The organism is Embleya sp. L77 (genome assembly GCF_055557415.1).
Map to the genome: position 1 here is coordinate 2,591,084 of NZ_CM145709.1, position 22,127 is coordinate 2,613,210.

Annotated in this window: 29 protein-coding genes; all 29 read right to left on the bottom strand. The window is 66.0% G+C overall.

The genetic code is table 11. The features are described from left to right. Nucleotides 1-71: 71 nt before the first annotated feature. The 29 genes from ACZOOI_RS10655 to ACZOOI_RS10795 all read right to left on the bottom strand — a co-directional run bounded on the left by ACZOOI_RS10655 (nt 72) and on the right by ACZOOI_RS10795 (nt 21,990). A complete protein-coding gene (locus tag ACZOOI_RS10655; RefSeq protein ID WP_391585392.1) occupies nt 72-725 on the bottom strand; it encodes an adenylate kinase in 654 nt (217 codons plus the stop codon). Then, a complete protein-coding gene (gene secY / locus ACZOOI_RS10660) occupies nt 726-2,048 on the bottom strand; it encodes a preprotein translocase subunit SecY (RefSeq protein ID WP_020549217.1) in 1,323 nt (440 codons plus the stop codon). A gap of 350 nt (nt 2,049-2,398) precedes the next feature. After that, entirely contained in the window at nt 2,399-2,857 is a 459-nt protein-coding gene (rplO, locus tag ACZOOI_RS10665; protein ID WP_391585393.1) for a 50S ribosomal protein L15, read from the bottom strand. 1 nt (nt 2,858) lies between these two features. Further along, nucleotides 2,859-3,041 carry a 50S ribosomal protein L30 gene (gene rpmD, locus ACZOOI_RS10670; RefSeq protein ID WP_020549219.1) on the bottom strand — a complete coding sequence of 61 codons (183 nt, stop codon included), beginning with the start codon at nt 3,039-3,041 and terminating at the stop codon, nt 2,859-2,861. Continuing rightward, on the bottom strand, nt 3,041-3,646 hold the full coding sequence (rpsE, locus tag ACZOOI_RS10675) for a 30S ribosomal protein S5 (protein WP_020549220.1): 606 nt from the start codon (nt 3,644-3,646) through the stop codon (nt 3,041-3,043). Before rpsE ends, rpmD begins: the two co-directional genes overlap by 1 nt. Before the next feature lie 46 nt (nt 3,647-3,692). After that, nucleotides 3,693-4,076: a 50S ribosomal protein L18 gene (rplR, locus tag ACZOOI_RS10680; RefSeq protein ID WP_020549221.1), complete on the bottom strand. Its 384-nt coding sequence runs from the start codon at nt 4,074-4,076 to the stop codon at nt 3,693-3,695. 2 nt (nt 4,077-4,078) lie between these two features. After that, nucleotides 4,079-4,618, bottom strand: coding sequence for a 50S ribosomal protein L6 (gene rplF / locus ACZOOI_RS10685; protein WP_020549222.1), 540 nt, complete (start codon nt 4,616-4,618; stop codon nt 4,079-4,081). Nucleotides 4,619-4,636: 18 nt separating this feature from the next. After that, the gene (gene rpsH / locus ACZOOI_RS10690) at nt 4,637-5,035 is read right to left on the bottom strand and encodes a 30S ribosomal protein S8 (RefSeq protein ID WP_020549223.1); all 399 of its coding nucleotides are present in this window, start codon (nt 5,033-5,035) and stop codon (nt 4,637-4,639) included. Nucleotides 5,036-5,223: 188 nt separating this feature from the next. Then, nucleotides 5,224-5,409: a type Z 30S ribosomal protein S14 gene (locus ACZOOI_RS10695; protein ID WP_020549224.1), complete on the bottom strand. Its 186-nt coding sequence runs from the start codon at nt 5,407-5,409 to the stop codon at nt 5,224-5,226. A 44-nt stretch (nt 5,410-5,453) separates the two neighbouring features. After that, on the bottom strand, nt 5,454-6,023 hold the full coding sequence (gene rplE, locus ACZOOI_RS10700) for a 50S ribosomal protein L5 (RefSeq protein WP_020549225.1): 570 nt from the start codon (nt 6,021-6,023) through the stop codon (nt 5,454-5,456). Next, nucleotides 6,023-6,346 (bottom strand): 50S ribosomal protein L24, encoded by a 324-nt coding sequence (gene rplX, locus ACZOOI_RS10705; protein WP_026217943.1) that lies wholly within the window; start codon nt 6,344-6,346, stop codon nt 6,023-6,025. The genes rplE and rplX overlap by 1 nt, the downstream gene beginning before the upstream one ends. 15 nt (nt 6,347-6,361) lie before the next feature. Beyond that, nucleotides 6,362-6,730, bottom strand: coding sequence for a 50S ribosomal protein L14 (gene rplN, locus ACZOOI_RS10710; RefSeq protein ID WP_078975728.1), 369 nt, complete (start codon nt 6,728-6,730; stop codon nt 6,362-6,364). 62 nt (nt 6,731-6,792) lie between these two features. Further along, the gene (gene rpsQ, locus ACZOOI_RS10715) at nt 6,793-7,056 is read right to left on the bottom strand and encodes a 30S ribosomal protein S17 (RefSeq protein ID WP_406283464.1); all 264 of its coding nucleotides are present in this window, start codon (nt 7,054-7,056) and stop codon (nt 6,793-6,795) included. A 14-nt stretch (nt 7,057-7,070) separates the two neighbouring features. Continuing rightward, nucleotides 7,071-7,304, bottom strand: a complete 234-nt coding sequence (rpmC, locus tag ACZOOI_RS10720) for a 50S ribosomal protein L29 (RefSeq protein ID WP_020549229.1) — start codon at nt 7,302-7,304, stop codon at nt 7,071-7,073. Beyond that, on the bottom strand, nt 7,304-7,723 hold the full coding sequence (rplP, locus tag ACZOOI_RS10725; RefSeq protein WP_020549230.1) for a 50S ribosomal protein L16: 420 nt from the start codon (nt 7,721-7,723) through the stop codon (nt 7,304-7,306). Before rplP ends, rpmC begins: the two co-directional genes overlap by 1 nt. Nucleotides 7,724-7,728: 5 nt before the next feature. Beyond that, nucleotides 7,729-8,604 carry a 30S ribosomal protein S3 gene (rpsC, locus tag ACZOOI_RS10730; RefSeq protein ID WP_355532993.1) on the bottom strand — a complete coding sequence of 292 codons (876 nt, stop codon included), beginning with the start codon at nt 8,602-8,604 and terminating at the stop codon, nt 7,729-7,731. Then, nucleotides 8,604-8,948, bottom strand: coding sequence for a 50S ribosomal protein L22 (rplV, locus tag ACZOOI_RS10735; protein WP_026217944.1), 345 nt, complete (start codon nt 8,946-8,948; stop codon nt 8,604-8,606). The genes rpsC and rplV overlap by 1 nt, the downstream gene beginning before the upstream one ends. Before the next feature lie 43 nt (nt 8,949-8,991). Further along, nucleotides 8,992-9,273 (bottom strand): 30S ribosomal protein S19, encoded by a 282-nt coding sequence (rpsS, locus tag ACZOOI_RS10740; protein WP_020549233.1) that lies wholly within the window; start codon nt 9,271-9,273, stop codon nt 8,992-8,994. Between the two features lie 11 nt (nt 9,274-9,284). After that, nucleotides 9,285-10,121 carry a 50S ribosomal protein L2 gene (gene rplB / locus ACZOOI_RS10745; protein ID WP_020549234.1) on the bottom strand — a complete coding sequence of 279 codons (837 nt, stop codon included), beginning with the start codon at nt 10,119-10,121 and terminating at the stop codon, nt 9,285-9,287. Nucleotides 10,122-10,155: 34 nt separating this feature from the next. Continuing rightward, entirely contained in the window at nt 10,156-10,497 is a 342-nt protein-coding gene (gene rplW / locus ACZOOI_RS10750; RefSeq protein WP_020549235.1) for a 50S ribosomal protein L23, read from the bottom strand. Beyond that, the gene (rplD, locus tag ACZOOI_RS10755) at nt 10,494-11,171 is read right to left on the bottom strand and encodes a 50S ribosomal protein L4 (protein WP_020549236.1); all 678 of its coding nucleotides are present in this window, start codon (nt 11,169-11,171) and stop codon (nt 10,494-10,496) included. Before rplD ends, rplW begins: the two co-directional genes overlap by 4 nt. A gap of 5 nt (nt 11,172-11,176) precedes the next feature. Continuing rightward, the gene (rplC, locus tag ACZOOI_RS10760; protein WP_391585394.1) at nt 11,177-11,821 is read right to left on the bottom strand and encodes a 50S ribosomal protein L3; all 645 of its coding nucleotides are present in this window, start codon (nt 11,819-11,821) and stop codon (nt 11,177-11,179) included. 13 nt (nt 11,822-11,834) lie between these two features. Further along, complete coding sequence (gene rpsJ / locus ACZOOI_RS10765) at nt 11,835-12,143, bottom strand: 30S ribosomal protein S10 (protein ID WP_020549238.1); 309 nt, start codon at nt 12,141-12,143, stop codon at nt 11,835-11,837. 524 nt (nt 12,144-12,667) lie between these two features. Beyond that, entirely contained in the window at nt 12,668-13,861 is a 1,194-nt protein-coding gene (gene tuf, locus ACZOOI_RS10770) for an elongation factor Tu (protein WP_391585395.1), read from the bottom strand. A gap of 129 nt (nt 13,862-13,990) precedes the next feature. Next, a complete protein-coding gene (gene fusA, locus ACZOOI_RS10775; protein WP_391585396.1) occupies nt 13,991-16,120 on the bottom strand; it encodes an elongation factor G in 2,130 nt (709 codons plus the stop codon). 42 nt (nt 16,121-16,162) lie between these two features. Then, nucleotides 16,163-16,633, bottom strand: coding sequence for a 30S ribosomal protein S7 (rpsG, locus tag ACZOOI_RS10780; protein ID WP_020549241.1), 471 nt, complete (start codon nt 16,631-16,633; stop codon nt 16,163-16,165). Then, on the bottom strand, nt 16,633-17,007 hold the full coding sequence (gene rpsL, locus ACZOOI_RS10785) for a 30S ribosomal protein S12 (RefSeq protein WP_020549242.1): 375 nt from the start codon (nt 17,005-17,007) through the stop codon (nt 16,633-16,635). The genes rpsG and rpsL overlap by 1 nt, the downstream gene beginning before the upstream one ends. A gap of 449 nt (nt 17,008-17,456) precedes the next feature. Beyond that, nucleotides 17,457-17,957, bottom strand: coding sequence for a DUF4190 domain-containing protein (locus ACZOOI_RS10790; protein ID WP_465280465.1), 501 nt, complete (start codon nt 17,955-17,957; stop codon nt 17,457-17,459). 157 nt (nt 17,958-18,114) lie between these two features. Then, complete coding sequence (locus ACZOOI_RS10795) at nt 18,115-21,990, bottom strand: DNA-directed RNA polymerase subunit beta' (protein ID WP_391585398.1); 3,876 nt, start codon at nt 21,988-21,990, stop codon at nt 18,115-18,117. Nucleotides 21,991-22,127: the final 137 nt, after the last annotated feature.

Below are 22,127 nucleotides of genomic sequence, written 5' to 3' on the forward strand. Positions count from 1 at the left end.
AAAAACACGATGGGCGATCCGGGGTTTCCCCGGATCGCCCATGTGTGATGTCTGTCGCGGCCGGCGCCCGATCAGGCGCCGAACTCCCGGAGCGCGGTCATCGCGCGCCCGGTGACCTCCTTGACCGGACCCGTCGCCTGGATGGGCAGCAGGAGGTTGCGCTCGGAGTAATAGCCGACCAAGGGTTCGGTCTGCTCCTTGTACACGTCCAGGCGGTGCCGGACGGTCTCCTCGCGGTCGTCGTCGCGCTGGTACAACTCGCTGCCGCACTCGTCGCAGACGCCCGGCACCTTCGGCGGGTCGGTCAGGATGTGGCAGACGTGCCCGTTCGCGCGGCACTGCCGGCGGCCGGAGATGCGCTGGATGATCTCCGAGTCGTCGACCTTGAGCTCGAGCACCACGTCGAGCTCGGTGTCGTTCTCGGCGAGGATCTCGTCGAGCACCTTCGCCTGAGCGGTGTTGCGCGGGAACCCGTCGAGGAGGAAACCGGCGGCGACGTCCGGCTGCGCGAGGCGCTCCCGGACCATGCCTATGGTCACCTCGTCGGGCACGAGGTTGCCCGCGTCCATGTAGGTCTTCGCCTCGCGGCCGAGCGGGGTGCCCTGACTCACGTTGGCGCGGAAGATGTCACCGGTCGAGACGGCGGGAATCGACAGGTTGGCGGCGATGTACTGGGCCTGGGTTCCCTTACCCGCGCCGGGAGGCCCCACGAGAACGATACGCATTTAGCGGAGGAAGCCTTCGTAGTTGCGCTGCTGGAGCTGACTCTCGATCTGCTTCACGGTTTCCAGACCCACTCCCACGATGATCAGGATGCTCGTGCCGCCGAACGGGAAGTTCTGGTTGGCGTTGAAGAGCACGAGCGCGATGCTGGGTACCAGCGCGATCATGCCCAGGTACAACGATCCGGGCCACGTGATCCTGGTGAGGATGTAGTTCAGGTATTCCGCAGTCGGTCTGCCGGCGCGGATCCCCGGAATGAAGCCACCATACTTCTTCATGTTGTCGGCTACTTCTTCGGGGTTGAACGTGATGGCCACGTAGAAGAACGCGAAGAAGACGATCAGCAGGAAGTACGTGATCATGTACAGCGGGTGGTCGCCCTTGACGAAGTGGCGTTCGATCCACACCGCCCAGTCCGATTTCCCACCGCTGAACTGAGCGATGAGGGCCGGGATGTACAGCAGCGACGAGGCGAAGATGACGGGGATGATGCCCGCCTGGTTCACCTTGAGCGGGATGTAGGTCGAGGTCCCGCCGTAGGCGCGACGCCCGATCATGCGCTTGGCGTACTGCACCGGGATCCGGCGCTGCGCCTGTTCCACGAAGACCACCAGGCCGACCATCACGAGGCCGATGGCGATGACGGTGAAGAACGGCACCCAGCCGCCACCGATGGTGCCCTGCTCCTTGATCGTCCACAGCGCGGCCGGGAAGCCGGCGGCGACCGAGACGAACATCAGGATCGACATGCCGTTGCCGATGCCGCGGTCGGTGATCAGCTCACCGAGCCACATGATCGTCGAGGTGCCGGCGGTCATCACGGCGACCATGACGATCACCCGGAAGAGCGAGTCGTCGGGAACGATGCCCTGCGGGTCGCAGGTCGCGCTGCGGGCGCTGGAGAACAGCGCGCCGCTGCGGGCGGTGGCGATCAGCGCGGTCGACTGCAGAATCGACAGCGCGATGGTGAGGTACCGGGTGTACTGGGTGATCTTCGCGGTCCCGGACTGGCCCTCCTTCTTGAGGGCCTCCAGCCGCGGGATCACCACGGTCAGCAGCTGCAGGATGATGCTCGCCGTGATGTACGGCATGATCCCCAGCGCGAAGATCGTGAGTTGCAGCAGCGCGCCGCCGCTGAACATGTTCACGAGGCCGAACAGGCTGTTCCGGTTGGAGTCCTCTACGCAAGAGCGCACCATCTCGAACGAGACGCCCGGTACCGGGATATGCGACCCGATCCGGAAGAGGACGATGATCGCCAACGTGAACAGCAGCTTCTTGCGCAGGTCGGGCGTGCGGAACGCCCTGGCGAACGCGGTGAGCACACTGCCTCCTGCGCCCCGCCCGTCTTAGGGGCGAGTCGATCGAGTCGTCGGTCCGGATAGGACCACTGGTCAGGTCCCGCACAGGGAACCTCACGGACAATAACAGCGCCGACGGCCCGGAAGTATCGCCCCGGTCCGACGTTCCTGCGACATGACACAACACACGGCAAAAACAGAGCAGGTCATGTGTGGGGTGTGGCAATGGATCCGCCCCCACGACACAGCAAACCACAGGGGCGTCACCACCTTACCGGCGTGACACCCCTGCGCTACAGCCTCCAACGACGTCAAGGCCCGTTCGGTACCGATCCGAACGGGCCATGACGGTCAAACCTTGTCCGCGCCTACGGTCAGACCGACAGTTCGTCGGTCGAACCGCCCGCGGCGGCGATCTTGGTCTTCGCCGAGCCGGAGAAGGCGTGCACCTTCACCTGGACGGCAACCGAGATCTCGCCGGTGCCCAGGATCTTGACGGGCAGGTTCTTGCGAACCGCGCCCTTCTCGATCAGACCCTCGACGGTGACTTCGCCACCCTCGGGGTACAGGGACTCGATCTTGTCCAGGTTCACGACCTGGAACTCGACCCGGAACGGGTTCTTGAAGCCCTTGAGCTTGGGCAGCCGCATGTGCAGCGGCATCTGCCCACCCTCGAAGCGGGCCGGCACCTGGTAACGAGCCTTGGTGCCCTTGGTGCCACGACCGGCGGTCTTGCCCTTGGAGCCCTCGCCACGACCCACGCGGGTCTTGGCGGTCTTGGCGCCCGGGGCGGGCCGCAGGTGGTGCACCTTCAGCGGGTTGTCAGCACCCATGTCAGTCGACCTCCTCGACGGTGACGAGGTGCGACACCGTCGCGATCATGCCGCGGATCTCCGGGCGGTCTTCCTTGACGACCACGTCGTGGACGCGCTTGAGACCGAGCGAACGGAGAGTGTCCCGCTGGTTCTGCCTGCCACCGATCTTGGATCGGGTCTGCGTGACCTTGAGACGTGCCATTACGCACCAACCCCCGCGCGGGCCCGCAGAAGCGCGGCCGGGGCCACGTCCTCCAGAGGCAGGCCACGACGAGCCGCGATCTCCTCGGGGCGAACGAGCCCCTGGAGCGCCGCGACGGTCGCGTGCACGATGTTGATCGGGTTCGACGAGCCGAGCGACTTGCTCAGCACGTCGTGGATGCCGGCGCACTCGAGCACGGCGCGCACGGGGCCACCGGCGATGACACCGGTACCCGGCGAGGCCGGCTTCAGGAGCACGACGCCGGCAGCCTTCTCACCCTGGATCGGGTGCGGAATGGTGCCCTGGATACGGGGGACCTTGAAGAAGTGCTTCTTGGCCTCTTCAACACCCTTGGCGATCGCGGCCGGCACCTCCTTGGCCTTGCCGTAACCGACACCTACGGTGCCATCGCCATCGCCAACCACGACCAGCGCGGTGAAGCTGAAGCGACGACCACCCTTCACGACCTTGGCGACGCGATTGATCGCGACGACGCGCTCGACGTAAGCGGTCTTCTCGGCGGCTGCGCCACCATCACGTCGATCCCGCCGGTCCCGCCGCTCGCCGCCGCCGGCGCCGCCACCGCGGCGCTGGGGTCCAGCCATCAGAATGTCCTCATCTGTCGTTCGAAGCTTGTCCGGAGCAGCGGGCTCAGAAGGTGAGCCCGTTTCCGCGTGCGGCATCCGCGAGGGCGGCGATACGACCGTGGTACTTGTTACCACCGCGGTCGAACACGACAGCCTCTACACCGGCAGCCTTCGCGCGCTCGGCGACCAATTCGCCGACCTTGCGAGCCTGAGCGGTCTTGTCGCCCTCACCACCACGGATGGACGGGTCCATCGTGGAGGCCGAAGCGAGAGTGTGGCCGGCGATGTCGTCGATAACCTGCGCCACCATGTGACGGGTGGAGCGGCTCACGACGAGACGGGGCCGCAGCGGGGTGCCGGAAACCTTCTTCCGCACCCGAATGTGCCGGCGCTTGCGTGCGACAGACTTCTTCGCAACGCCCTTGCCGGTCTTCACGCCGACAGCCATGCCTACTTACCAGCCTTTCCGACCTTGCGGCGGATGACCTCGCCGGCGTACTTGACGCCCTTGGCCTTGTACGGGTCGGGCTTCCGCAGCTTGCGGATGTTCGCGGCGATTTCACCGACCTTCTGCTTGTCGATGCCTTCGACCGAGAAACGGGTCGGGGCCTCGACCACGAAGGTGATGCCCTCCGGGGCCTCGACGACGACGGGGTGGCTGAATCCGAGCGCGAACTCCAGCGAGGAGCCCTTCGCCTGGACTCGGTAACCGACACCGCTGATCTCGAGCTTCTTGATGTATCCCTGGGTCACACCAGTGATCATGTTCGCCACCAGCGTCCGGGACAGCCCGTGCAGGGCCTTCGAGCGACGCTCGTCGTCGGGACGGGTCACCGCGAGGGTGCCGTCATCCGACTTTGCGATCTCGATCGGGGCGGCGATGGTGTGCGACAGGGAACCCTTGGGGCCCTTCACGACAACCTCGCGGCCATTGATGGTGACGTCCACACCGGTGGGAACCGGGATGGGGAGACGTCCGATGCGCGACATTGCTCTCCTTCCCTTCCCTTACCAGACGAAGGCGAGGACTTCCCCGCCCACGCCCTTCTTGGCCGCCTGCTTGTCGGTGAGGAGACCGGTCGACGTCGAGATAATCGCGACGCCGAGGCCACCGAGCACCTTCGGCAGGTTCGTGGACTTTGCGTACACCCGCAGACCGGGCTTCGACACGCGGCGGACGCCGGCGATCGAGCGCTCGCGGTTCGGGCCGTACTTGAGGACGACGGTGAGCTTCTTGCCCACCTCCGCGTCCTCGACGCGCCAGCCCTGGATGTAACCCTCCTGCTGGAGGATCTCCGCGATGTGCGACTTGATCTTGCTGAACGGCATCACGACGTCATCGTGATAAGCCGAGTTGGCGTTCCGCAGACGAGTCAGCATGTCTGCGATGGGGTCGGTCATGGTCATGACGGCCTCAAGGCCTTTCTCGCCGTGGTTTCCCGGCGTGCGATCCCTCGCCCCGCCGCCCTCCCGAGGGAGAGCGGCGAAGCGACGACTGCGGTGCGGGACCTACGACGTCGTTACTGTTCTCGTTCGTCCCCACGGGACGATCGATGTGCGGGTGCCGCGTCGGTCGCCGAGGCGACCGTCGCGAACTACCAGCTGCTCTTGGTGACGCCCGGCAGCTCGCCGGCGTGCGCCATCGTGCGCAGGCACACGCGGCACAGGCCGAACTTGCGGTACACCGAGTGAGGACGGCCACAGCGCTGGCAGCGCGTGTAGCCACGAACCTCGAACTTCGGCTTGCGGGCGGCCTTTGCGATCAGGGCCTTCTTCGCCACGTCTCAGTCTCCTTGTTGCGTTCCTCAGTCGGCGAGCCGACTGCTCACGCTTCCTTGAACGGGAAGCCGAGGAGACGCAGCAGAGCGCGGCCCTCGTCGTCGTTCTTGGCGCTGGTCACCACAGTGATGTCCATGCCGCGAACGCGGTCGATCTTGTCCTGGTCGATCTCGTGGAACATCGACTGCTCCGTGAGACCGAAGGTGTAGTTGCCGCGGCCGTCGAACTGCTTCGGCGAGAGACCGCGGAAGTCGCGGATACGCGGCAGCGCGATCGACAGCAGACGGTCGAGGAACTCCCACATGCGGTCGCCGCGCAGTGTAACGTGCGCGCCGATCGGCTGACCCTCACGCAGCTTGAACTGCGCGATGGACTTGCGGGCCTTCGTGACCTGGGGCTTCTGGCCGGTGATGGCCATCAGGTCCTTGATCGCGCCGTCGATCAGCTTCGAGTCGCGGGCGGCGTCGCCCACACCCATGTTGACCACGATCTTGGTGACGCCCGGAACCTGCATGACGTTCTCGAACGAGAACTCCTCACGCAGCTTGCCGAGGATCTCCTCGCGGTAACGCTGCTTCAGACGCGGCAGTTCGCGCGCCTCAGTGGTGACCGTCATCAGATGTCCTCACCGGTCCGCTTGGCGTACCGGATCTTGTTGCCCTCGTCATCGAACCGGAAGCCGGTCCGCGTCGGGACCTTCTTACCGTCCTTCTCCACCACCAGCATCACGTTGCTGACGTGGATGGAGGCTTCCTGGGTGATGATGCCACCGGTCTTGGCACCCTTGGCGGACTGACCGACCTTGGTGTGCTTCTTGATCCGGTTGACGCCCTCGACCAGGACGCGCTCCTTCGGCGGGTAGGCCGCGATGACCTTGCCCTGCTTGCCCTTGTCCTTGCCCGTGATGACCTGTACCAGGTCACCCTTCTTGATCTTCATCGCCTTCGCCATTGGTTAGAGCACCTCCGGCGCGAGCGAGATGATCTTCATGAACTTCTTCTCACGAAGCTCACGGCCGACCGGACCGAAAATACGGGTGCCTCGGGGTTCGCCATCGTTCTTCAGGACAACGGCGGCGTTCTCGTCGAAGCGGATGTAGGAGCCGTCGACACGCCGGCGCTCCTTGACCGTCCGCACGACGACTGCCTTGATGACGTCGCCCTTCTTCACGTTGCCACCGGGGATCGCGTCCTTGACGGTGGCAACGATGACGTCCCCGATGCCCGCGTAGCGCCGGCCGGAGCCACCGAGCACACGGATGCAGAGAATCTCCTTCGCACCCGTGTTGTCGGCGACTCGCAGTCGCGACTCCTGCTGGATCACGTCTAACTCCTGATCGTCACGTCGCGGTCACGACCCACGGATGGTGGGGCGACCGGCGCTCGCTACTTGGCCTTTTCGAGGATCTCGACGATGCGCCAGCGCTTGCTGGCGGACAGCGGCCGAGTCTCCATGAGGACGACACGGTCACCGACGCCACAGGCGTTCTGCTCGTCGTGAGCCTTCAGCTTGTTCGTGCGGCGGATGACCTTGCCGTACATCGGGTGCTTCACGCGGTCCTCGACGGCGACGACGACGGTCTTGTCCATCTTGTCGCTGACGACGAGGCCCTCACGGGTCTTGCGGAAACCCCGGGTTGCTTCAGTCATCTCAGTCTTCTCACTCACGCCGCGCCTCCGGTCTCCTGCACGTCGATGCCCAGCTCGCGCTCGCGCATCAGCGTGTAGATCCGGGCGATGTCCTTACGGACAGCCTTGAGCCGCCCGTGGTTTTCGAGCTGCCCGGTCGCCGCCTGGAAACGGAGGTTGAACAGCTCCTCCTTGGCTTCGCGGAGCTTGGCGACGATTTCCTCGTCACCGAGTTCGCGGAGCTCGGACGCCTTGGTAACGGCCGCCATCACGCCTCACCAGCCTCGCGCCGGACGATCCGGCACTTCATCGGCAGCTTGTGCACGGCGCGGGTAAGCGCCTCACGAGCCACCTTCTCGTTCGGGTACGACAGTTCGAACATCACCCGACCGGGCTTGACGTTCGCGACCCACCACTCGGGCGAGCCCTTACCGGAACCCATGCGGGTCTCGGCAGGCTTCTTGGTCAGCGGACGGTCGGGGTAGATGTTGATCCACACCTTGCCACCACGGCGAATGTGCCGGGTGATGGCAATACGAGCGGACTCGATCTGACGGTTGGTCACGTACGCCTGGCCGAGGGCCTGGATGCCGTACTCGCCGAACGCCAGTTCCGTACCACCCTTGGCACGGCCACCACGCTTGGGGTGGTGCTGCTTGCGGTGCTTGACCCTGCGGGGGATCAGCATCGGGGTCAGGCCTCCGATCCGGATTCGGGCGCCGAGTTCACAGCCTCGGCCGCCGGCGCGGAGCCGGTGTCCGAGGAACCGGTGGCCTGCGCGTCGTTCTGCTGCGGACGTCCGCCGCGGCCACCACGGCCACCGCGCTCGCCGCCACGACCGCCGCCGCCACCCTCGCCACCACGACGGGGACGCTCGGGAGCGCCGCCGCGGGCGGGACGGTTGCTGGCACGAGCCGCGGCGTTCTCGGCGCGGACCTCGGCGATGTTCTTGACGTCGCCCTTGTAGATCCACACCTTCACGCCGATGCGACCGAACGTCGTACGGGCCTCGAAGAAGCCGTAGTCGACGTTGGCGCGCAGCGTGTGCAGCGGCACGCGACCCTCACGGTAGAACTCCGAGCGGGACATTTCGGCCCCACCCAGACGACCACCGCACTGGATCTTGATGCCCTTGGCCCCGGCCTTCATGGAGCTCTGCATCGCCTTGCGCATCGCGCGGCGGAAGGACACGCGGCTCGAGAGCTGCTCGGCCACACCCTGCGCCACAAGCTGAGCGTCGACCTCGGGGTTCTTGACCTCGAGGATGTTCAGCTGAACCTGCTTGCCGGTGAGCTTCTCCAGCTCACCGCGGATGCGGTCGGCCTCCGCACCACGACGGCCGATGACGATGCCCGGCCGGGCGGTGTGGATGTCGACGCGGACGCGCTCACGGGTGCGCTCGATCTCTACCTTCGAGATCCCGGCGCGCTCCATGCCCTTCGTCATCATCTGACGAATCTTGACGTCCTCGCCGACGTAGTCCTTGTACAGCTTGTCGGCGTACCACCGGGACTTGAAGTCCGTGGTGATGCCGAGACGGAACCCGTGCGGGTTAACCTTCTGGCCCACTAGCGGGTCCTCTCCTTCTCGGCGACAACCACGGTGATGTGGCTGGTGCGCTTGCGGATGCGGTACGCCCGGCCCTGTGCCCGCGGACGGAAACGCTTGAGGGTCGGACCCTCGTCCACGTAGGCGGCGGACACGTACAGGATGTTCGTGTCCAAGTTGTGGTTGTGACCGGCGTTGGCAATGGCGCTGTCCAGCACCTTGCCGACCGGCTCACTCGCGGCCTGCGGAGCGAATCGCAGGACCGCCTGGGCCTCCGCGGCGTTCATGCCACGGATGAGGTCCACCACACGGCGGGCCTTCATGGGCGTGACGCGGATGTACCGCGCCTGAGCCCTGGCTTCCATCGACGTCCCCTTGCTCATCTCGATATCCATGCGATTCGCCGCGTCAGCGACGACGCGACTTCCGGTCGTCCTTCTCGTGACCGCGGAAGGTCCGAGTCGGCGCGAACTCGCCGAGCTTGTGGCCGACCATCGACTCGGTCACGAACACCGGGACGTGCTTACGGCCGTCGTGCACCGCGATCGTGTGGCCCAGCATCGCCGGGACGATCATCGAGCGGCGGGACCAGGTCTTGATGACGTTCTTGGTTCCCTTGTCGTTCTGTACGTCCACCTTCTTGATGAGGTGGCCGTCGACGAAGGGTCCCTTCTTGAGACTGCGCGGCATCGAGACTGCTCCTAGCGCTTCTTGTTCGTCTTGCGGCGGCGGATGATGAGCTTGTCGCTGGCCTTCTTCGGCCGGCGAGTACGACCCTCGGGCTTACCCCAGGGGCTCACCGGGTGGCGACCACCAGAGGTCTTACCCTCACCACCACCGTGCGGGTGGTCGATGGGGTTCATCGCCACACCGCGGACGGTCGGGCGCTTGCCCTTCCAGCGCATGCGACCGGCCTTGCCCCAGTTGATGTTCGACTGCTCGGCATTGCCGATCTCGCCGACCGTCGCCCGGCAGCGCACGTCGACCAGGCGAATTTCGCCCGACGGCATGCGGAGGGTCGCGTGGGCGCCCTCCTTCGCCAGCAGCTGCACGCTGACACCCGCGGAACGGGCGATCTTCGCGCCGCCACCGGGCCGAAGCTCGATGGCGTGGATGACCGTACCGACCGGGATGTTCCGGAGCGGCATGTTGTTGCCCGGCTTGATGTCGGCGCCCGGACCGTTTTCGATCCGGTCGCCCTGCTTCAGCTTGTTCGGGCACAGGATGTAGCGCTTCTCGCCGTCCGCGTAGTGCAGAAGAGCGATGCGCGCGGTGCGGTTCGGGTCGTACTCGATGTGAGCGACCTTCGCCGGAACGCCGTCCTTGTCGTTGCGCCGGAAGTCGATCAGTCGGTACGCGCGCTTGTGGCCGCCACCCTGGTGGCGAGCAGTCACACGGCCGTGGTTGTTACGACCACCCTTGCTGTGCAGAGGGCGGACCAGCGACTTCTCCGGCTCGGACCGCGTGATCTCGACGAAGTCGGCGACGCTGGCGCCACGACGGCCCGGCGTCGTCGGCTTGTACTTGCGGATGCCCATGGCTTCTCTTAGTCCTCGTCCGTATCAGCGGCCGTCAGCCGACGGGTCCACCGAAGATGTCGATCCGCTCGCCCTCTGCAAGGGTGACGATCGCGCGCTTCGTGTCCTTGCGCTTGCCGAAACCGGTCTTGGTGCGCTTGCGCTTACCAACGCGGTTGATCGTGTTGACGCTCTCGACCTTGACTCCGAAGACCGCGATGACGGCCTGCTTGATCTGGGTCTTGTTGGCGTCGGGGTGCACGATGAACGTGTACTTGTTCTCGTCGATGAGCCCGTAGCTCTTCTCCGAGATCACCGGCTTCAGCAGCACGTCGCGCGGGTCGGTGTAGGTCTTGCTGGTGACCTTCGTCGTGCTCTCGACGGTGTCGGTGCTCACGCGTGGCTCCCTTCGAGCTCGTCGGAGCTCGCGACCGCCGAGGCGGCCTGCGCCGGTCCGGCGATGAAGCGCTCCAGAGCGGCCTTCGTGAAGACCACGTCGTCGGAGACGAGCACGTCGTAGGTGTTCAGCTGCCCGACCTCGAGCAAGTGCACCTGCGGAAGGTTGCGGGCGCTCAGCCAGGCAGTGGTGTCGGACTTCTCGACGACCAGGAGCACGTTCTTGCGCTCACTGATCTTGCCGAGCAGCGTCTTCGCCGCCTTGACCGACGGCTTGTCGCCCTCGATCAGCGCGGAAACGCAGTGGATGCGCTCGTGACGCGCCCGGTCGGAGAGAGCACCGCGCAGGGCGGACGCCTTCATCTTCTTCGGGGTCCGCTGCTCGTAGTCACGCGGCACGGGACCGTGCACGACGCCACCACCGGCGAACTGCGGCGCGCGGGTCGAGCCCTGACGGGCGCGGCCGGTGCCCTTCTGGCGATACGGCTTGCGCCCACCACCGCGGACCTCGCCACGAGTCTTGGTCTTGTGCGTGCCCTGACGAGCCGCGGCGAGCTGGGCCACGACGACCTGGTGGATCGTCGGGATGCTCACCTGGACGTCGAACAGCTCCGCGGGGAGGTCGATCGTCCCGGACTTCTCGCCGGCGGGCGAAAGAACGTCAATGCTGGTCATGAAATTCACACACCCTTCGCAGCAGTGCGCACCAGAACCAGGCCGCCGTTCGGACCGGGGACCGCGCCCTTGATCAGGAGCAGACCCTTCTCGGCGTCGACGGCGTGAACGGTCAGGTTCTGGGTGGAGACGCGCTCGTTACCCATGCGGCCTGCCATGCGCACGCCCTTGAACACACGACCCGGGGTGGCGCAGCCACCGATCGAGCCGGGCGAGCGGTGCTTGCGCTGCGTACCGTGCGAGCTGCCGAGACCCTTGAAGCCGTGTCGCTTCATGACACCCGCCGTGCCCTTGCCCTTCGAGGTGCCCATGACGTCGACCTTCTGGCCGGCCTCGAACACCTCGGCGGTGATCTCCTGCGCCAGCGTGTACTCGCCGGCGTCGGAGGTGCGGAGCTCGACCAGGTGGCGACGCGGGGTCACCCCGGCCTTGGCGAAGTGGCCGGCGAGCGGCTTGTTCACCTTGCGCGGGTCGATCGCGCCGAACGCGATCTGGACGGCGGAGTAGCCGTCGACCTCGGCGTTGCGGACCTGGGTCACGACGCAGGGCCCGGCTTCGACCACAGTCACTGGAACGACGCGGTTGTTCTCGTCCCAGACCTGGGTCATGCCGAGCTTCTTGCCCAGAATGCCCTTCATCTGCTTCGTCATCGTCGGTGCGTCCTCAGAGCTTGATCTCGATGTCGACGCCGGCCGGCAGGTCGAGACGCATAAGCGAGTCGACCGTCTTCGGCGTGGGGTCGAGGATGTCGATGAGCCGCTTGTGAGTGCGCATCTCGAAGTGCTCGCGCGAGTCCTTGTACTTGTGCGGCGAGCGGATGACGCAGTACACGTTCTTCTCGGTCGGCAGCGGCACCGGTCCCGCAACCTGCGCACCAGTACGCGTCACCGTCTCGACGATCTTCTTCGCCGAACTGTCGATGACCTCGTGGTCGTAGGCCTTGAGCCTGATGCGGATCTTCTGTCCCGCCATGGCTGCTTCGAATTCCTTCTCTCGTACCGCTGCGGATCACCCCCGCTGACACGGGGAGAAGACTTGGGCTGAAAACCCCTTGGGGTTTCCCTTCCCCGCCGACCCCCGCGGTCGGGCGTGTCGCTCTGTTGCTCACAAGCACCCCTTGGAAACCCTTACGGGCGGCCTGGGGGCCTGGGCAACGTACTCTCGGCGTCACCTTCGCTGCGGCAAGCGAAAGGACGACACGAGGTCGCTAAGCGACGACGCCGGCTGCATGGGTGGCAGGACAGAAGTCCACCGATTGTTCGGAGTCAACGAGGCCCGCGCCCGATTCCGTCTGTGCGACAGGCACGGCGCAGCCCGTTGTCTATCCGAGCAACTTGGCTAGTATGCCCCACGAATGGCGGCCTTGGCCAATCGAGCGACTCTCCCAGGTTTGAGAGAGCCCCCGAGCGATGGATATCCGGTCCCACCTAGGGGGTGGAATCGATCCGGACAAAGCCCCGCCCGCCGACCCAGGTGGACCGGCGGGCGGGATTTCATCACTTCTTGATCTTGACGACCTGACCGGCGCCCACGGTGCGACCACCCTCGCGGATGGCGAAACGCAGGCCCTCTTCCATGGCGATCGGCTGGATCAGCGCGACGTCCATGCCGGTGTTGTCACCCGGCATGACCATCTCGGTGCCCTCGGGGAGGGTCACCACGCCGGTCACGTCCGTCGTACGGAAGTAGAACTGCGGCCGGTAGTTGTTGAAGAAGGGGGTGTGACGGCCACCCTCGTCCTTCGACAGGATGTAGACCTGGGCCTCGAACTCGGTGTGCGGCGTGACCGAACCGGGCTTGATGATGACCTGGCCGCGCTCGACGTCCTCGCGCTTGATGCCACGGAGGAGCAGACCGACGTTCTCGCCCGCCTGGCCCTCGTCGAGCAGCTTGCGGAACATCTCGATGCCGGTGACCGTGGTGGTGGTCTTGGTCTCCTTGATGCCGACGATGTCGACAGTCTCGTTGACCTTGACGATGCCACGCTCGATGCGGCCGGTGACGACCGTGCCACGACCGGTGATCGTGAAGACGTCCTCGACGGGCATGAGGAACGGCTTGTCGGTGTCACGCGGCGGGGTCGGGATCGCCTCGTCGACGGCGGCCATGAGGCCGAGGAGCTTCTCGCCCCACTCCTTGTCGCCCTCGAGCGCCTTGAGCGCCGAGACCCGCACGACCGGAAGGTCGTCGCCCGGGAACTCGTACTCGGAGAGGAGCTCGCGCACCTCGAGCTCGACGAGCTCCAGGATCTCCTCGTCGTCCACCATGTCGGCCTTGTTCAGCGCGACCACGATGTACGGAACACCGACCTGGCGGGCCAGGAGCACGTGCTCCTTGGTCTGCGGCATCGGGCCGTCGGTGGCGGCGACCACGAGGATCGCGCCGTCCATCTGCGCGGCACCGGTGATCATGTTCTTGATGTAGTCGGCGTGCCCGGGGCAGTCGACGTGCGCGTAGTGACGGTTCTCCGTCTGGTACTCGACGTGCGCGATCGAGATCGTGATACCGCGCTGCCGCTCCTCCGGCGCCTTGTCGATCTGGTCGAACGGCGTGAAGGGGTTCAGGTCCGGGTACGCGTCGTGCAGCACCTTGGTAATCGCCGCGGTCAGCGTCGTCTTACCGTGGTCGATGTGACCAATGGTGCCGATGTTGACGTGCGGCTTAGTCCGCTCGAACTTAGCCTTCGCCACTGGGGTCCTCCTGTGGACTGGTTCTTTACGCCGTACGACGTCGGGTATCGGGGGTGAGCCGGGGCGGGGGCACCGGAGTCCTGTGGACCCCGGGTCCCCCTGGTATCGCTGATGCCGCGGTGGCGGTGATTACTCGCCGCGCGACTTGGCGATGATCTCCTCGGCGACGTTCCTCGGAACCTCGGCGTAGGAGTCGAACTGCATGGAGTAGCTCGCGCGACCCGAGGTCTTGCTGCGGAGGTCGCCGACATAGCCGAACATCTCCGACAGCGGGACCAAAGCCTTGACGACGCGCGCACCAAAGCGCTCGTCCATGGCCTGGATCTGGCCGCGACGCGAGTTGAGGTCGCCGATCACATCGCCCATGTAGTCCTCGGGCGTGGTGACCTCGACGGCCATCATCGGCTCCAGAAGAGCCGGGCTGGCCTGCCGAGCCGCTTCCTTGAACGCCTGCGAACCGGCGATCTTGAACGCGAGTTCGGACGAGTCGACCTCGTGGTAGCCACCGTCGATCAGCGTCAGACGCACGCCGACCATCGGGTAGCCGGCGAGAACGCCGTACTGCATGGCCTCCTGCGCACCCGCGTCCACCGAGGGGATGTACTCCCTGGGGATACGGCCACCGGTGACCTTGTTGACGAACTCGTACGCGTCACCCTCGAGCGGCTCGAGCGCGATCTGCACCTTGGCGAACTGACCGGTACCACCGGTCTGCTTCTTGTGCGTGTAGTCCACGCGCTCGACGACCTTGCGGATCGTCTCACGGTAGGCCACCTGCGGCTTGCCGACGTTGGCCTCCACGCGGAATTCGCGCTTCATCCGGTCGACCAGCACCTCGAGGTGCAGCTCGCCCATGCCGCCGATGATCGTCTGGCCGGTCTCCTCGTCCGAGTGCACCTGGAACGAGGGGTCCTCGGCGGCGAGGGACTGGATGGCGACACCCAGCTTCTCCTGGTCGCCCTTGGACTTCGGCTCGATCGCGACCTCGATGACCGGGGCCGGGAACGTCATCGACTCGAGGATCACCGGGTTCGCCGGGTCGCAGAGCGTCTCACCGGTGGTGGTGTCCTTGAGACCCATCACCGCGATGATGTCGCCCGCGCCGACCGACGGGATCTCCTCACGCTTGTTCGCGTGCATCCGGTAGATCTTGCCGATGCGCTCCTTGCGCCCCTTCACCGAGTTCAGCACGGAGCTGCCGGCTTCCAGGACACCCGAGTAGACCCGGACGAAGGTGAGCTTGCCCAGGTGCGGGTCACGCATGATCTTGAAGGCGAGGCCCGCGAAGGGCTCGTCATCGCGCGGCTGGCGAACGATGACCTCTTCTTCCTTGTTCACCGCGTGGCCCTGGATGCCCTCGATGTCGAGCGGCGACGGCAGGTAACGGACGACCGCGTCGAGCAGGGGCTGAACACCCTTGTTCTTGAACGCGGTACCGCAGAACACCGGAGTGAACGTCGGCTTGCCCTTGTTCTCACCCTTGGTCGAGGCGATGGTCGCGCGACGGATCGCGGCGATCAACTGCTCCGTGGTGGGCTCCTGGCCCTCCAGGTACAGCTCCATCATCTCGTCGTCGTACTCGGCGATCGTCTCGAGCAGCTTGCCGCGGTACTCGGCGGCGGCCTCGGTGTGCGTGGCCGGGATGTCGACGACGTCGTACATCTCGCCCTTGGCCGCCTCGGCCGACCAGACCAGCGCCTTCATGGCGACCAGGTCGACAACACCCTGGAAGTCCATCTCGGTGCCGATCGGCAGCTGCATGACCAGCGGAACCGCGCCCAGTCGCGCGTCGATCATGTCGACGCAGCGGTGGAACTCGGCGCCGGTGCGGTCGAGCTTGTTCACGAAGCAGATGCGCGGCACGCCGTACCGGTCGGCCTGACGCCAAACGGTCTCGGACTGCGGCTCCACGCCGGCGACACCGTCGAAGACGGTGACGGCGCCGTCGAGCACACGCAGCGAACGCTCCACCTCGACGGTGAAGTCGACGTGGCCGGGGGTGTCGATGATGTTGATCGTGTGATCGACGTCGTCGAGCGTCCAGTGACAGGTCGTCGCGGCAGACGTGATGGTGATGCCGCGCTCCTGCTCCTGTTCCATCCAGTCCATGGTGGCAGCGCCCTCATGAACCTCACCGATCTTGTAGTTGACCCCGGTGTAGAACAGGATCCGCTCGGTGGTGGTGGTCTTGCCCGCGTCGATGTGGGCCATGATGCCGATGTTTCGGACCTTGGCCAGATCAAGAGCAGTGGTAGCCATCGTGGCTTGTCTTCTCTCGGCTTCTCGTCGTTGCGGGTGGAACTACCAGCGGTAGTGCGCGAAGGCCTTGTTGGACTCGGCCATCTTGTGGGTGTCCTCGCGGCGCTTGACCGCGGCACCCAGACCGTTGCTCGCGTCCAGGAGCTCGTTCATCAGACGCTCGGTCATCGTCTTCTCGCGACGGGCGCGGGAGTAGCCGACGAGCCAGCGGAGAGCGAGGGTCGTGGAGCGGCCCGGACGGACCTCGACCGGCACCTGGTAGGTCGCGCCACCGACACGGCGGCTGCGGACCTCGAGGGTCGGCTTCACGTTCTCGAGGGCGCGCTTGAGCGTGATGACCGGGTCGGTACCGGTCTTCTCGCGGCAACCTTCGAGTGCGCCGTAGACGATCTTCTCGGCGACGGAGCGCTTGCCGCTCATCAGGACCTTGTTCACCAGCGAGGTGACCAACGGCGAGTTGTAAACCGGGTCGATGATGACCGGTCGCTTGGGGGCAGGGCCCTTACGCGGCATTAGCTCTTCTCCTTCTTCGCGCCGTAGCGGCTGCGCGCCTGCTTGCGGTTCTTGACACCCTGGGTGTCGAGCGAACCACGAATGATCTTGTAGCGGACACCGGGGAGGTCCTTCACACGACCACCGCGAACGAGCACGATCGAGTGCTCCTGGAGGTTGTGACCCTCACCGGGGATATAGGCCGTCACCTCGATGCCACTCGTGAGGCGCACACGCGCGACCTTGCGAAGCGCCGAGTTCGGCTTCTTCGGCGTCGTCGTGTAAACACGGGTGCACACGCCGCGACGCTGCGGGCTCCCCTTGAGCGCCGGAGTCTTGGCCTTGTCGACCTTGTCCTGGCGGCCCTTTCGGACCAGCTGCTGGATCGTGGGCACCGCGTCTCCGTCTTCTTCGTGCCGAGCGGTCTTTTTGAAGCGACTGCAATGTCTGAATCGGCCTGCATCCCGGTCGACGCCGGAGCCAACCGCAAGTCCGACCCCCGCGGTCGGGCGTGTCGCCCGGTCTTGGGAGTGTGCTTGCTTAGGAGGCTGTGGGTCGGTCTCTCGCGCCCTCTCACGCACGCATCCCGTGGGGATTGCGGTGAGCGCAGGCACAAGAGCCCGGGGACACCCCAGGCACAAGGAGAGAGACTACCTACCACAGCAGCAGAGGTCAAAGCGAAAAGAAAGACCCCCGCCACGACATGGAATTCGGCGCTCTCACCTTGGTGGAGCACCGAATCGTTCAGGGCGGTACATCACCCTCCGAGCCCCACCGTACCCGGCATTGTGGCCTGAGGCGAACGAGCGCGCACCCCGCGCCCACCGGAGGGCGGGAACGTGACTCAGCACACCGCGCGGAGCGCGCCGAACAGATTCAGGTACTCCGAATACTCGTGGCCGTCGGAGTCCAGCACGAGCACCACGATGGCCAGTGCCAGCAGGGCCAGTCCGATCCAGCCCAGGACCACGCCGGCGATCGCCATGCCACGACCCTGCTGCCCGGTGCGCGCGGTCTGGGCCAGCGCTATGTGCCCGAAGATCACCGCGAGCAGGCTGCCCAGCCAGTACAGCCAGACGATGCCCAGGATCATCGACGCGATGGCCAGGCCGTTGGTGCCCGGCTGGGGCAGGTAGCCGCCGTAGCCGGGGTATTGGTGGTAGCCGTATCCGTACGGCGGCTGCTGCCCGTACTGGGGCGCCTGGCCGTAGCCGTACGGTGCGGGCGACTCCCCCGGCCCGTAGCCGTAGCCATAGGGCGGGTAGGGCTCGCCGTACGGGCTCTGCGCGTCGCCGTGCGGCTGCTCGTGGTAGGGGCCGTACTCGGACCCGCCAGGGGTGCTCATGGGGTTCTCCCGGAGTGGGACGGCGCGTTGGAAGCATCGTCGCACCGATCGGGGCCGGGGTGGAGGGGTCTGCGGGCACAGAGGTGCGGACATGGGACAGGGCCGCCACCCCGAAGGGTGACGGCCCTGTCCCTGGCACGGCTCCGCTACGGGCGGATCAGCCCTGGTAGCCGCCGAAGTCGTACTCCTCCAGCGGGACGGCCTGGCCGGAGCCCGAACCGAACGCGGAGTAGTCGGCCTCGTCGTACCCGGACATCGAGTACATCGCCGCCTTGGCCTCTTCGGTGGGCTCGACCCGGATGTTGCGGTAGCGGGGCATGCCCGTACCGGCCGGGATGAGCTTGCCGAGGATCACGTTCTCCTTCAGGCCCAGCAGCGGGTCCGACTTGGCGTGGATCGCCGCGTCGGTCAGCACTCGGGTCGTCTCCTGGAAGGAGGCCGCCGACAGCCACGACTCGGTGGCCAGCGACGCCTTCGTGATGCCCATGAGCTGCGGACGACCCGAGGCCGGGTGCCCGCTCTCGGACATCACCCGACGGTTCTCGGTCTCGAACCGGCCGCGCTCGACGAGCTCGCCCGGAAGCAGCTCGGCGTCGCCCGACTCGATGATCGTCACGCGGCGGAGCATCTGCCGAATGATGATCTCGATGTGCTTGTCGTGGATCGACACACCCTGCGAGCGGTAGACCTGCTGGACCTCCGCCACGAGGTGGATCTGCACCGCACGCTGGCCGAGGATGCGCAGCACGTCGTGCGGGTTGACCGCACCGACGAGCATCTTCTGACCGACGTCGACGTGGTCGCCCTCGTCGACCAGCAGGCGCGAGCGCTTGCTGACCGCGTACGCCAGTTCCTCGGAACCGTCGTCCGGGACCACCACGACCTTGCGGGTCTTCTCGGTGTCCTCGATGCGCACCCGACCGGCCGCCTCGCTGATCGGGGCGACACCCTTGGGGGTGCGCGCCTCGAAGAGCTCGACGACACGCGGCAGACCCTGCGTGATGTCGTCACCCGCCACACCACCGGTGTGGAAGGTACGCATCGTCAGCTGGGTGCCGGGCTCACCGATCGACTGGGCGGCGATGATGCCGACCGCCTCGCCGATGTCCACGAGCTTGCCGGTCGCCAGCGAGCGGCCGTAGCACATGGCGCACGTACCGACCTTGGACTCGCAGGTCAGCACCGAACGCGTCTTCACCGACTCGACGCCTTCGGCGACGAGGTGGTTGATGATCACGTCGCCGAGGTCGGCGTTGGCCGGGGCCAGCACCTTGCCGTCGACGACGACGTCCTCGGCCAGGTTGCGGGCGTACACGCTGGTCTCGACGTCGTCGTCCTTGCGGAGCACGCCGTCGGCGCCGCGGGTGGCGATCGACAGGACCAGACCGCGGTCGGTGCCGCAGTCCTCCTCGCGCACGATCACGTCCTGCGAGACGTCCACCAGACGACGGGTCAGGTAACCCGAGTCGGCGGTACGCAGCGCGGTGTCGGCCAGACCCTTACGGGCACCGTGCGTCGAGATGAAGTACTCGAGGACGGACAGACCCTCGCGGAAGGACGCCTTGATGGGACGGGGAATCGTCTCGTTCTTGGCGTTCGACACCAGACCACGCATACCCGCGATCTGACGCATCTGCATCATGTTTCCGCGAGCACCCGAGTCGACCATCATGAAGATGGGGTTCGTCTTGGGGAAGTTCAGGTTCATCGCCTCGGCAACCTCGTTGGTCGCCTTGGTCCAGATCTGAATCTGCTCCTGCTGACGCTCGTCCTTGGTGATCAGGCCGCGCTCGTACTGCTTCTGGACCTTCTCGGCCTGGGCCTCGAAGCGCTCCAGGATCTCCTTCTTCGCCGGCGGAACGACGACGTCGGAGATCGACACGGTGACACCGGAACGGGTGGCCCAGTGGAAGCCGGCCTCCTTCAGGTTGTCCAGCGTTGCCGCCACGACCACCTTCGGGTACCGCTCCGCCAGGTCGTTCACGATGATCGACAGCGTCTTCTTGCCGATCTCCTCGTCGACGAACGGGTAGTCCGCCGGCAGGAGCTCGTTGAACAGCGCGCGACCGAGCGAGGTGCGCACGCGCAGCGGCGAACCCGGCTCCCAGCCCTCCGGCGCGACCCAACCGCGCGACGGGACGGTGCCCGCCGGCAGTCGCAGCTCGATCTTCGCCTGCAGGTCGAGCTCACGGGCGTCGAACGCCATGATCGCCTCGGCCGTGGACGCGAAGACACGCCCGTCGCCCTTGGTGTTCTCCCGCTCGGAGGTCAGGAAGAACAGCCCGAGCACCATGTCCTGGGTCGGCATGGTGACGGGGCGACCGTCGGCCGGCTTCAGGATGTTGTTGCTCGACAGCATCAGGATGCGGGCCTCGGCCTGCGCCTCCGCGGAGAGCGGCAGGTGAACGGCCATCTGGTCACCGTCGAAGTCCGCGTTGAACGCGGTGCACACGAGCGGGTGAATCTGGATGGCCTTGCCCTCGACGAGCTGCGGCTCGAACGCCTGGATGCCCAGACGGTGCAGCGTCGGTGCACGGTTGAGCAGCACCGGGTGCTCGGCGATGACCTCTTCGAGCACGTCCCACACCACGGGGCGGGCGCGCTCGACCATGCGCTTGGCCGACTTGATGTTCTGCGCGTGGTTGAGGTCCACCAGGCGCTTCATCACGAACGGCTTGAACAGCTCGAGCGCCATGGCCTTCGGCAGACCGCACTGGTGCAGCTTGAGCTGCGGGCCGACGACGATGACCGAACGCGCGGAGTAGTCCACGCGCTTGCCGAGCAGGTTCTGCCGGAAACGACCCTGCTTGCCCTTGAGCATGTCGGACAGCGACTTGAGCGGCCGGTTGCCCGGGCCGGTCACCGGACGACCGCGGCGGCCGTTGTCGAACAGCGCGTCGACGGCCTCCTGGAGCATCCGCTTCTCGTTGTTCACGATGATCTCGGGGGCACCGAGGTCGAGCAGACGCTTCAACCGGTTGTTGCGGTTGATCACGCGGCGGTACAGGTCGTTCAGGTCGGAGGTCGCGAAGCGGCCACCGTCCAGCTGCACCATCGGACGCAGGTCCGGCGGGATCACCGGGACGCAGTCCAGGACCATGCCATTGGGGCTGTTCCGGGTCTGCTGGAACGCGGAGACGACCTTGAGGCGCTTGAGCGCCCGGGTCTTCTTCTGGCCCTTGCCGGTGCGGATGATCTCGCGCAGCTTCTCGGCCTCGGCGTCGAGGTCGAAGGACTCCAGCCGACGCTGGAGCGCCTGCGCGCCCATGCCGCCCATGAAGTACGTGCCGAAGCGGTCACGCATCTCACGGAAGAGGATCTCGTCGCCTTCGAGGTCCTGGACCTTGAGGTTCTTGAACCGGGTCCAGACGTCGTCGAGGCGGTCGAGCTCGCGCTGGTTGCGGTCGCGCAGCTGCTTCATCTCGCGCTCGGCACCTTCGCGCACCTTGCGGCGGACGTCGGACTTGGCGCCCTCGGCCTCCAACTCGGCGAGGTCGGTCTCGAGCTTCTTCTGGCGCTCTTCGACGCTGGCGTCACGACGCTGCTCGATCTGCTGACGCTCGACCGAGATCTTGGCGTCGAGAGACGGCAGGTCGCGCTGGCGACGCTCGTCGTCGACGTACGTGATCATGTACGCCGCGAAGTAGATGACCTTCTCGAGGTCCTTCGGGGCGAGGTCGAGCAGGTAGCCGAGGCGGCTGGGCACGCCCTTGAAGTACCAGATGTGCGTGACCGGCGCGGCGAGCTCGATGTGGCCCATGCGCTCACGACGCACCTTGGCGCGAGTGACCTCGACGCCGCAGCGCTCACAAATGATGCCCTTGAAGCGGACGCGCTTGTACTTGCCGCAGTAGCACTCCCAGTCCCGGGTCGGACCGAAGATCTTCTCGCAGAAGAGCCCGTCCTTTTCCGGCTTCAGGGTGCGGTAGTTGATGGTTTCGGGCTTCTTGACTTCACCGTGCGACCACTGGCGAATGTCGTCTGCGGTAGCGAGGCCGATACGCAGCTCGTCGAAGAAGTTGACGTCGAGCACTGTTTCGTCAATCCCTCTTTCGGGGTTTGGTCCCGGCGGTCACGGCGGGGGCTGTGCCGTGCTCACCAGTGTGTGTCTTCATCAGGACTGGGGTCGAAATCCCGGGGCCGGCCTCACGGCCGGACCCGGGAGGGAGC

Excerpts from the sequence above, each read along its gene's own strand:
- ACZOOI_RS10655 (WP_391585392.1), bottom strand. The coding sequence starts at position 725 with ATGCGTATCGTTCTCGTGGGGCCTCCCGGCGCGGGTAAGGGAACCCAG.
- rplO (WP_391585393.1), bottom strand. The coding sequence starts at position 2,857 with ATGGGTGCTGACAACCCGCTGAAGGTGCACCACCTGCGGCCCGCCCCG.
- rpmD (WP_020549219.1), bottom strand. The coding sequence starts at position 3,041 with ATGGCACGTCTCAAGGTCACGCAGACCCGATCCAAGATCGGTGGCAGG.
- rpsE (WP_020549220.1), bottom strand. The coding sequence starts at position 3,646 with ATGGCTGGACCCCAGCGCCGCGGTGGCGGCGCCGGCGGCGGCGAGCGG.
- rplR (WP_020549221.1), bottom strand. The coding sequence starts at position 4,076 with ATGGCTGTCGGCGTGAAGACCGGCAAGGGCGTTGCGAAGAAGTCTGTC.
- rplF (WP_020549222.1), bottom strand. The coding sequence starts at position 4,618 with ATGTCGCGCATCGGACGTCTCCCCATCCCGGTTCCCACCGGTGTGGAC.
- rpsH (WP_020549223.1), bottom strand. The coding sequence starts at position 5,035 with ATGACCATGACCGACCCCATCGCAGACATGCTGACTCGTCTGCGGAAC.
- rplE (WP_020549225.1), bottom strand. The coding sequence starts at position 6,023 with ATGACGGTCACCACTGAGGCGCGCGAACTGCCGCGTCTGAAGCAGCGT.
- rplX (WP_026217943.1), bottom strand. The coding sequence starts at position 6,346 with ATGAAGATCAAGAAGGGTGACCTGGTACAGGTCATCACGGGCAAGGAC.
- rpsQ (WP_406283464.1), bottom strand. The coding sequence starts at position 7,056 with ATGACTGAAGCAACCCGGGGTTTCCGCAAGACCCGTGAGGGCCTCGTC.
- rpmC (WP_020549229.1), bottom strand. The coding sequence starts at position 7,304 with ATGGCGGCCGTTACCAAGGCGTCCGAGCTCCGCGAACTCGGTGACGAG.
- rplP (WP_020549230.1), bottom strand. The coding sequence starts at position 7,723 with ATGCTGATCCCCCGCAGGGTCAAGCACCGCAAGCAGCACCACCCCAAG.
- rplV (WP_026217944.1), bottom strand. The coding sequence starts at position 8,948 with ATGGAAGCCAGGGCTCAGGCGCGGTACATCCGCGTCACGCCCATGAAG.
- rpsS (WP_020549233.1), bottom strand. The coding sequence starts at position 9,273 with ATGCCGCGCAGTCTCAAGAAGGGACCCTTCGTCGACGGCCACCTCATC.
- rplB (WP_020549234.1), bottom strand. The coding sequence starts at position 10,121 with ATGGGCATCCGCAAGTACAAGCCGACGACGCCGGGCCGTCGTGGCGCC.
- rplD (WP_020549236.1), bottom strand. The coding sequence starts at position 11,171 with ATGACCAGCATTGACGTTCTTTCGCCCGCCGGCGAGAAGTCCGGGACG.
- rplC (WP_391585394.1), bottom strand. The coding sequence starts at position 11,821 with ATGACGAAGCAGATGAAGGGCATTCTGGGCAAGAAGCTCGGCATGACC.
- rpsJ (WP_020549238.1), bottom strand. The coding sequence starts at position 12,143 with ATGGCGGGACAGAAGATCCGCATCAGGCTCAAGGCCTACGACCACGAG.
- fusA (WP_391585396.1), bottom strand. The coding sequence starts at position 16,120 with ATGGCTACCACTGCTCTTGATCTGGCCAAGGTCCGAAACATCGGCATC.
- rpsG (WP_020549241.1), bottom strand. The coding sequence starts at position 16,633 with ATGCCGCGTAAGGGCCCTGCCCCCAAGCGACCGGTCATCATCGACCCG.
- ACZOOI_RS10790 (WP_465280465.1), bottom strand. The coding sequence starts at position 17,957 with ATGAGCACCCCTGGCGGGTCCGAGTACGGCCCCTACCACGAGCAGCCG.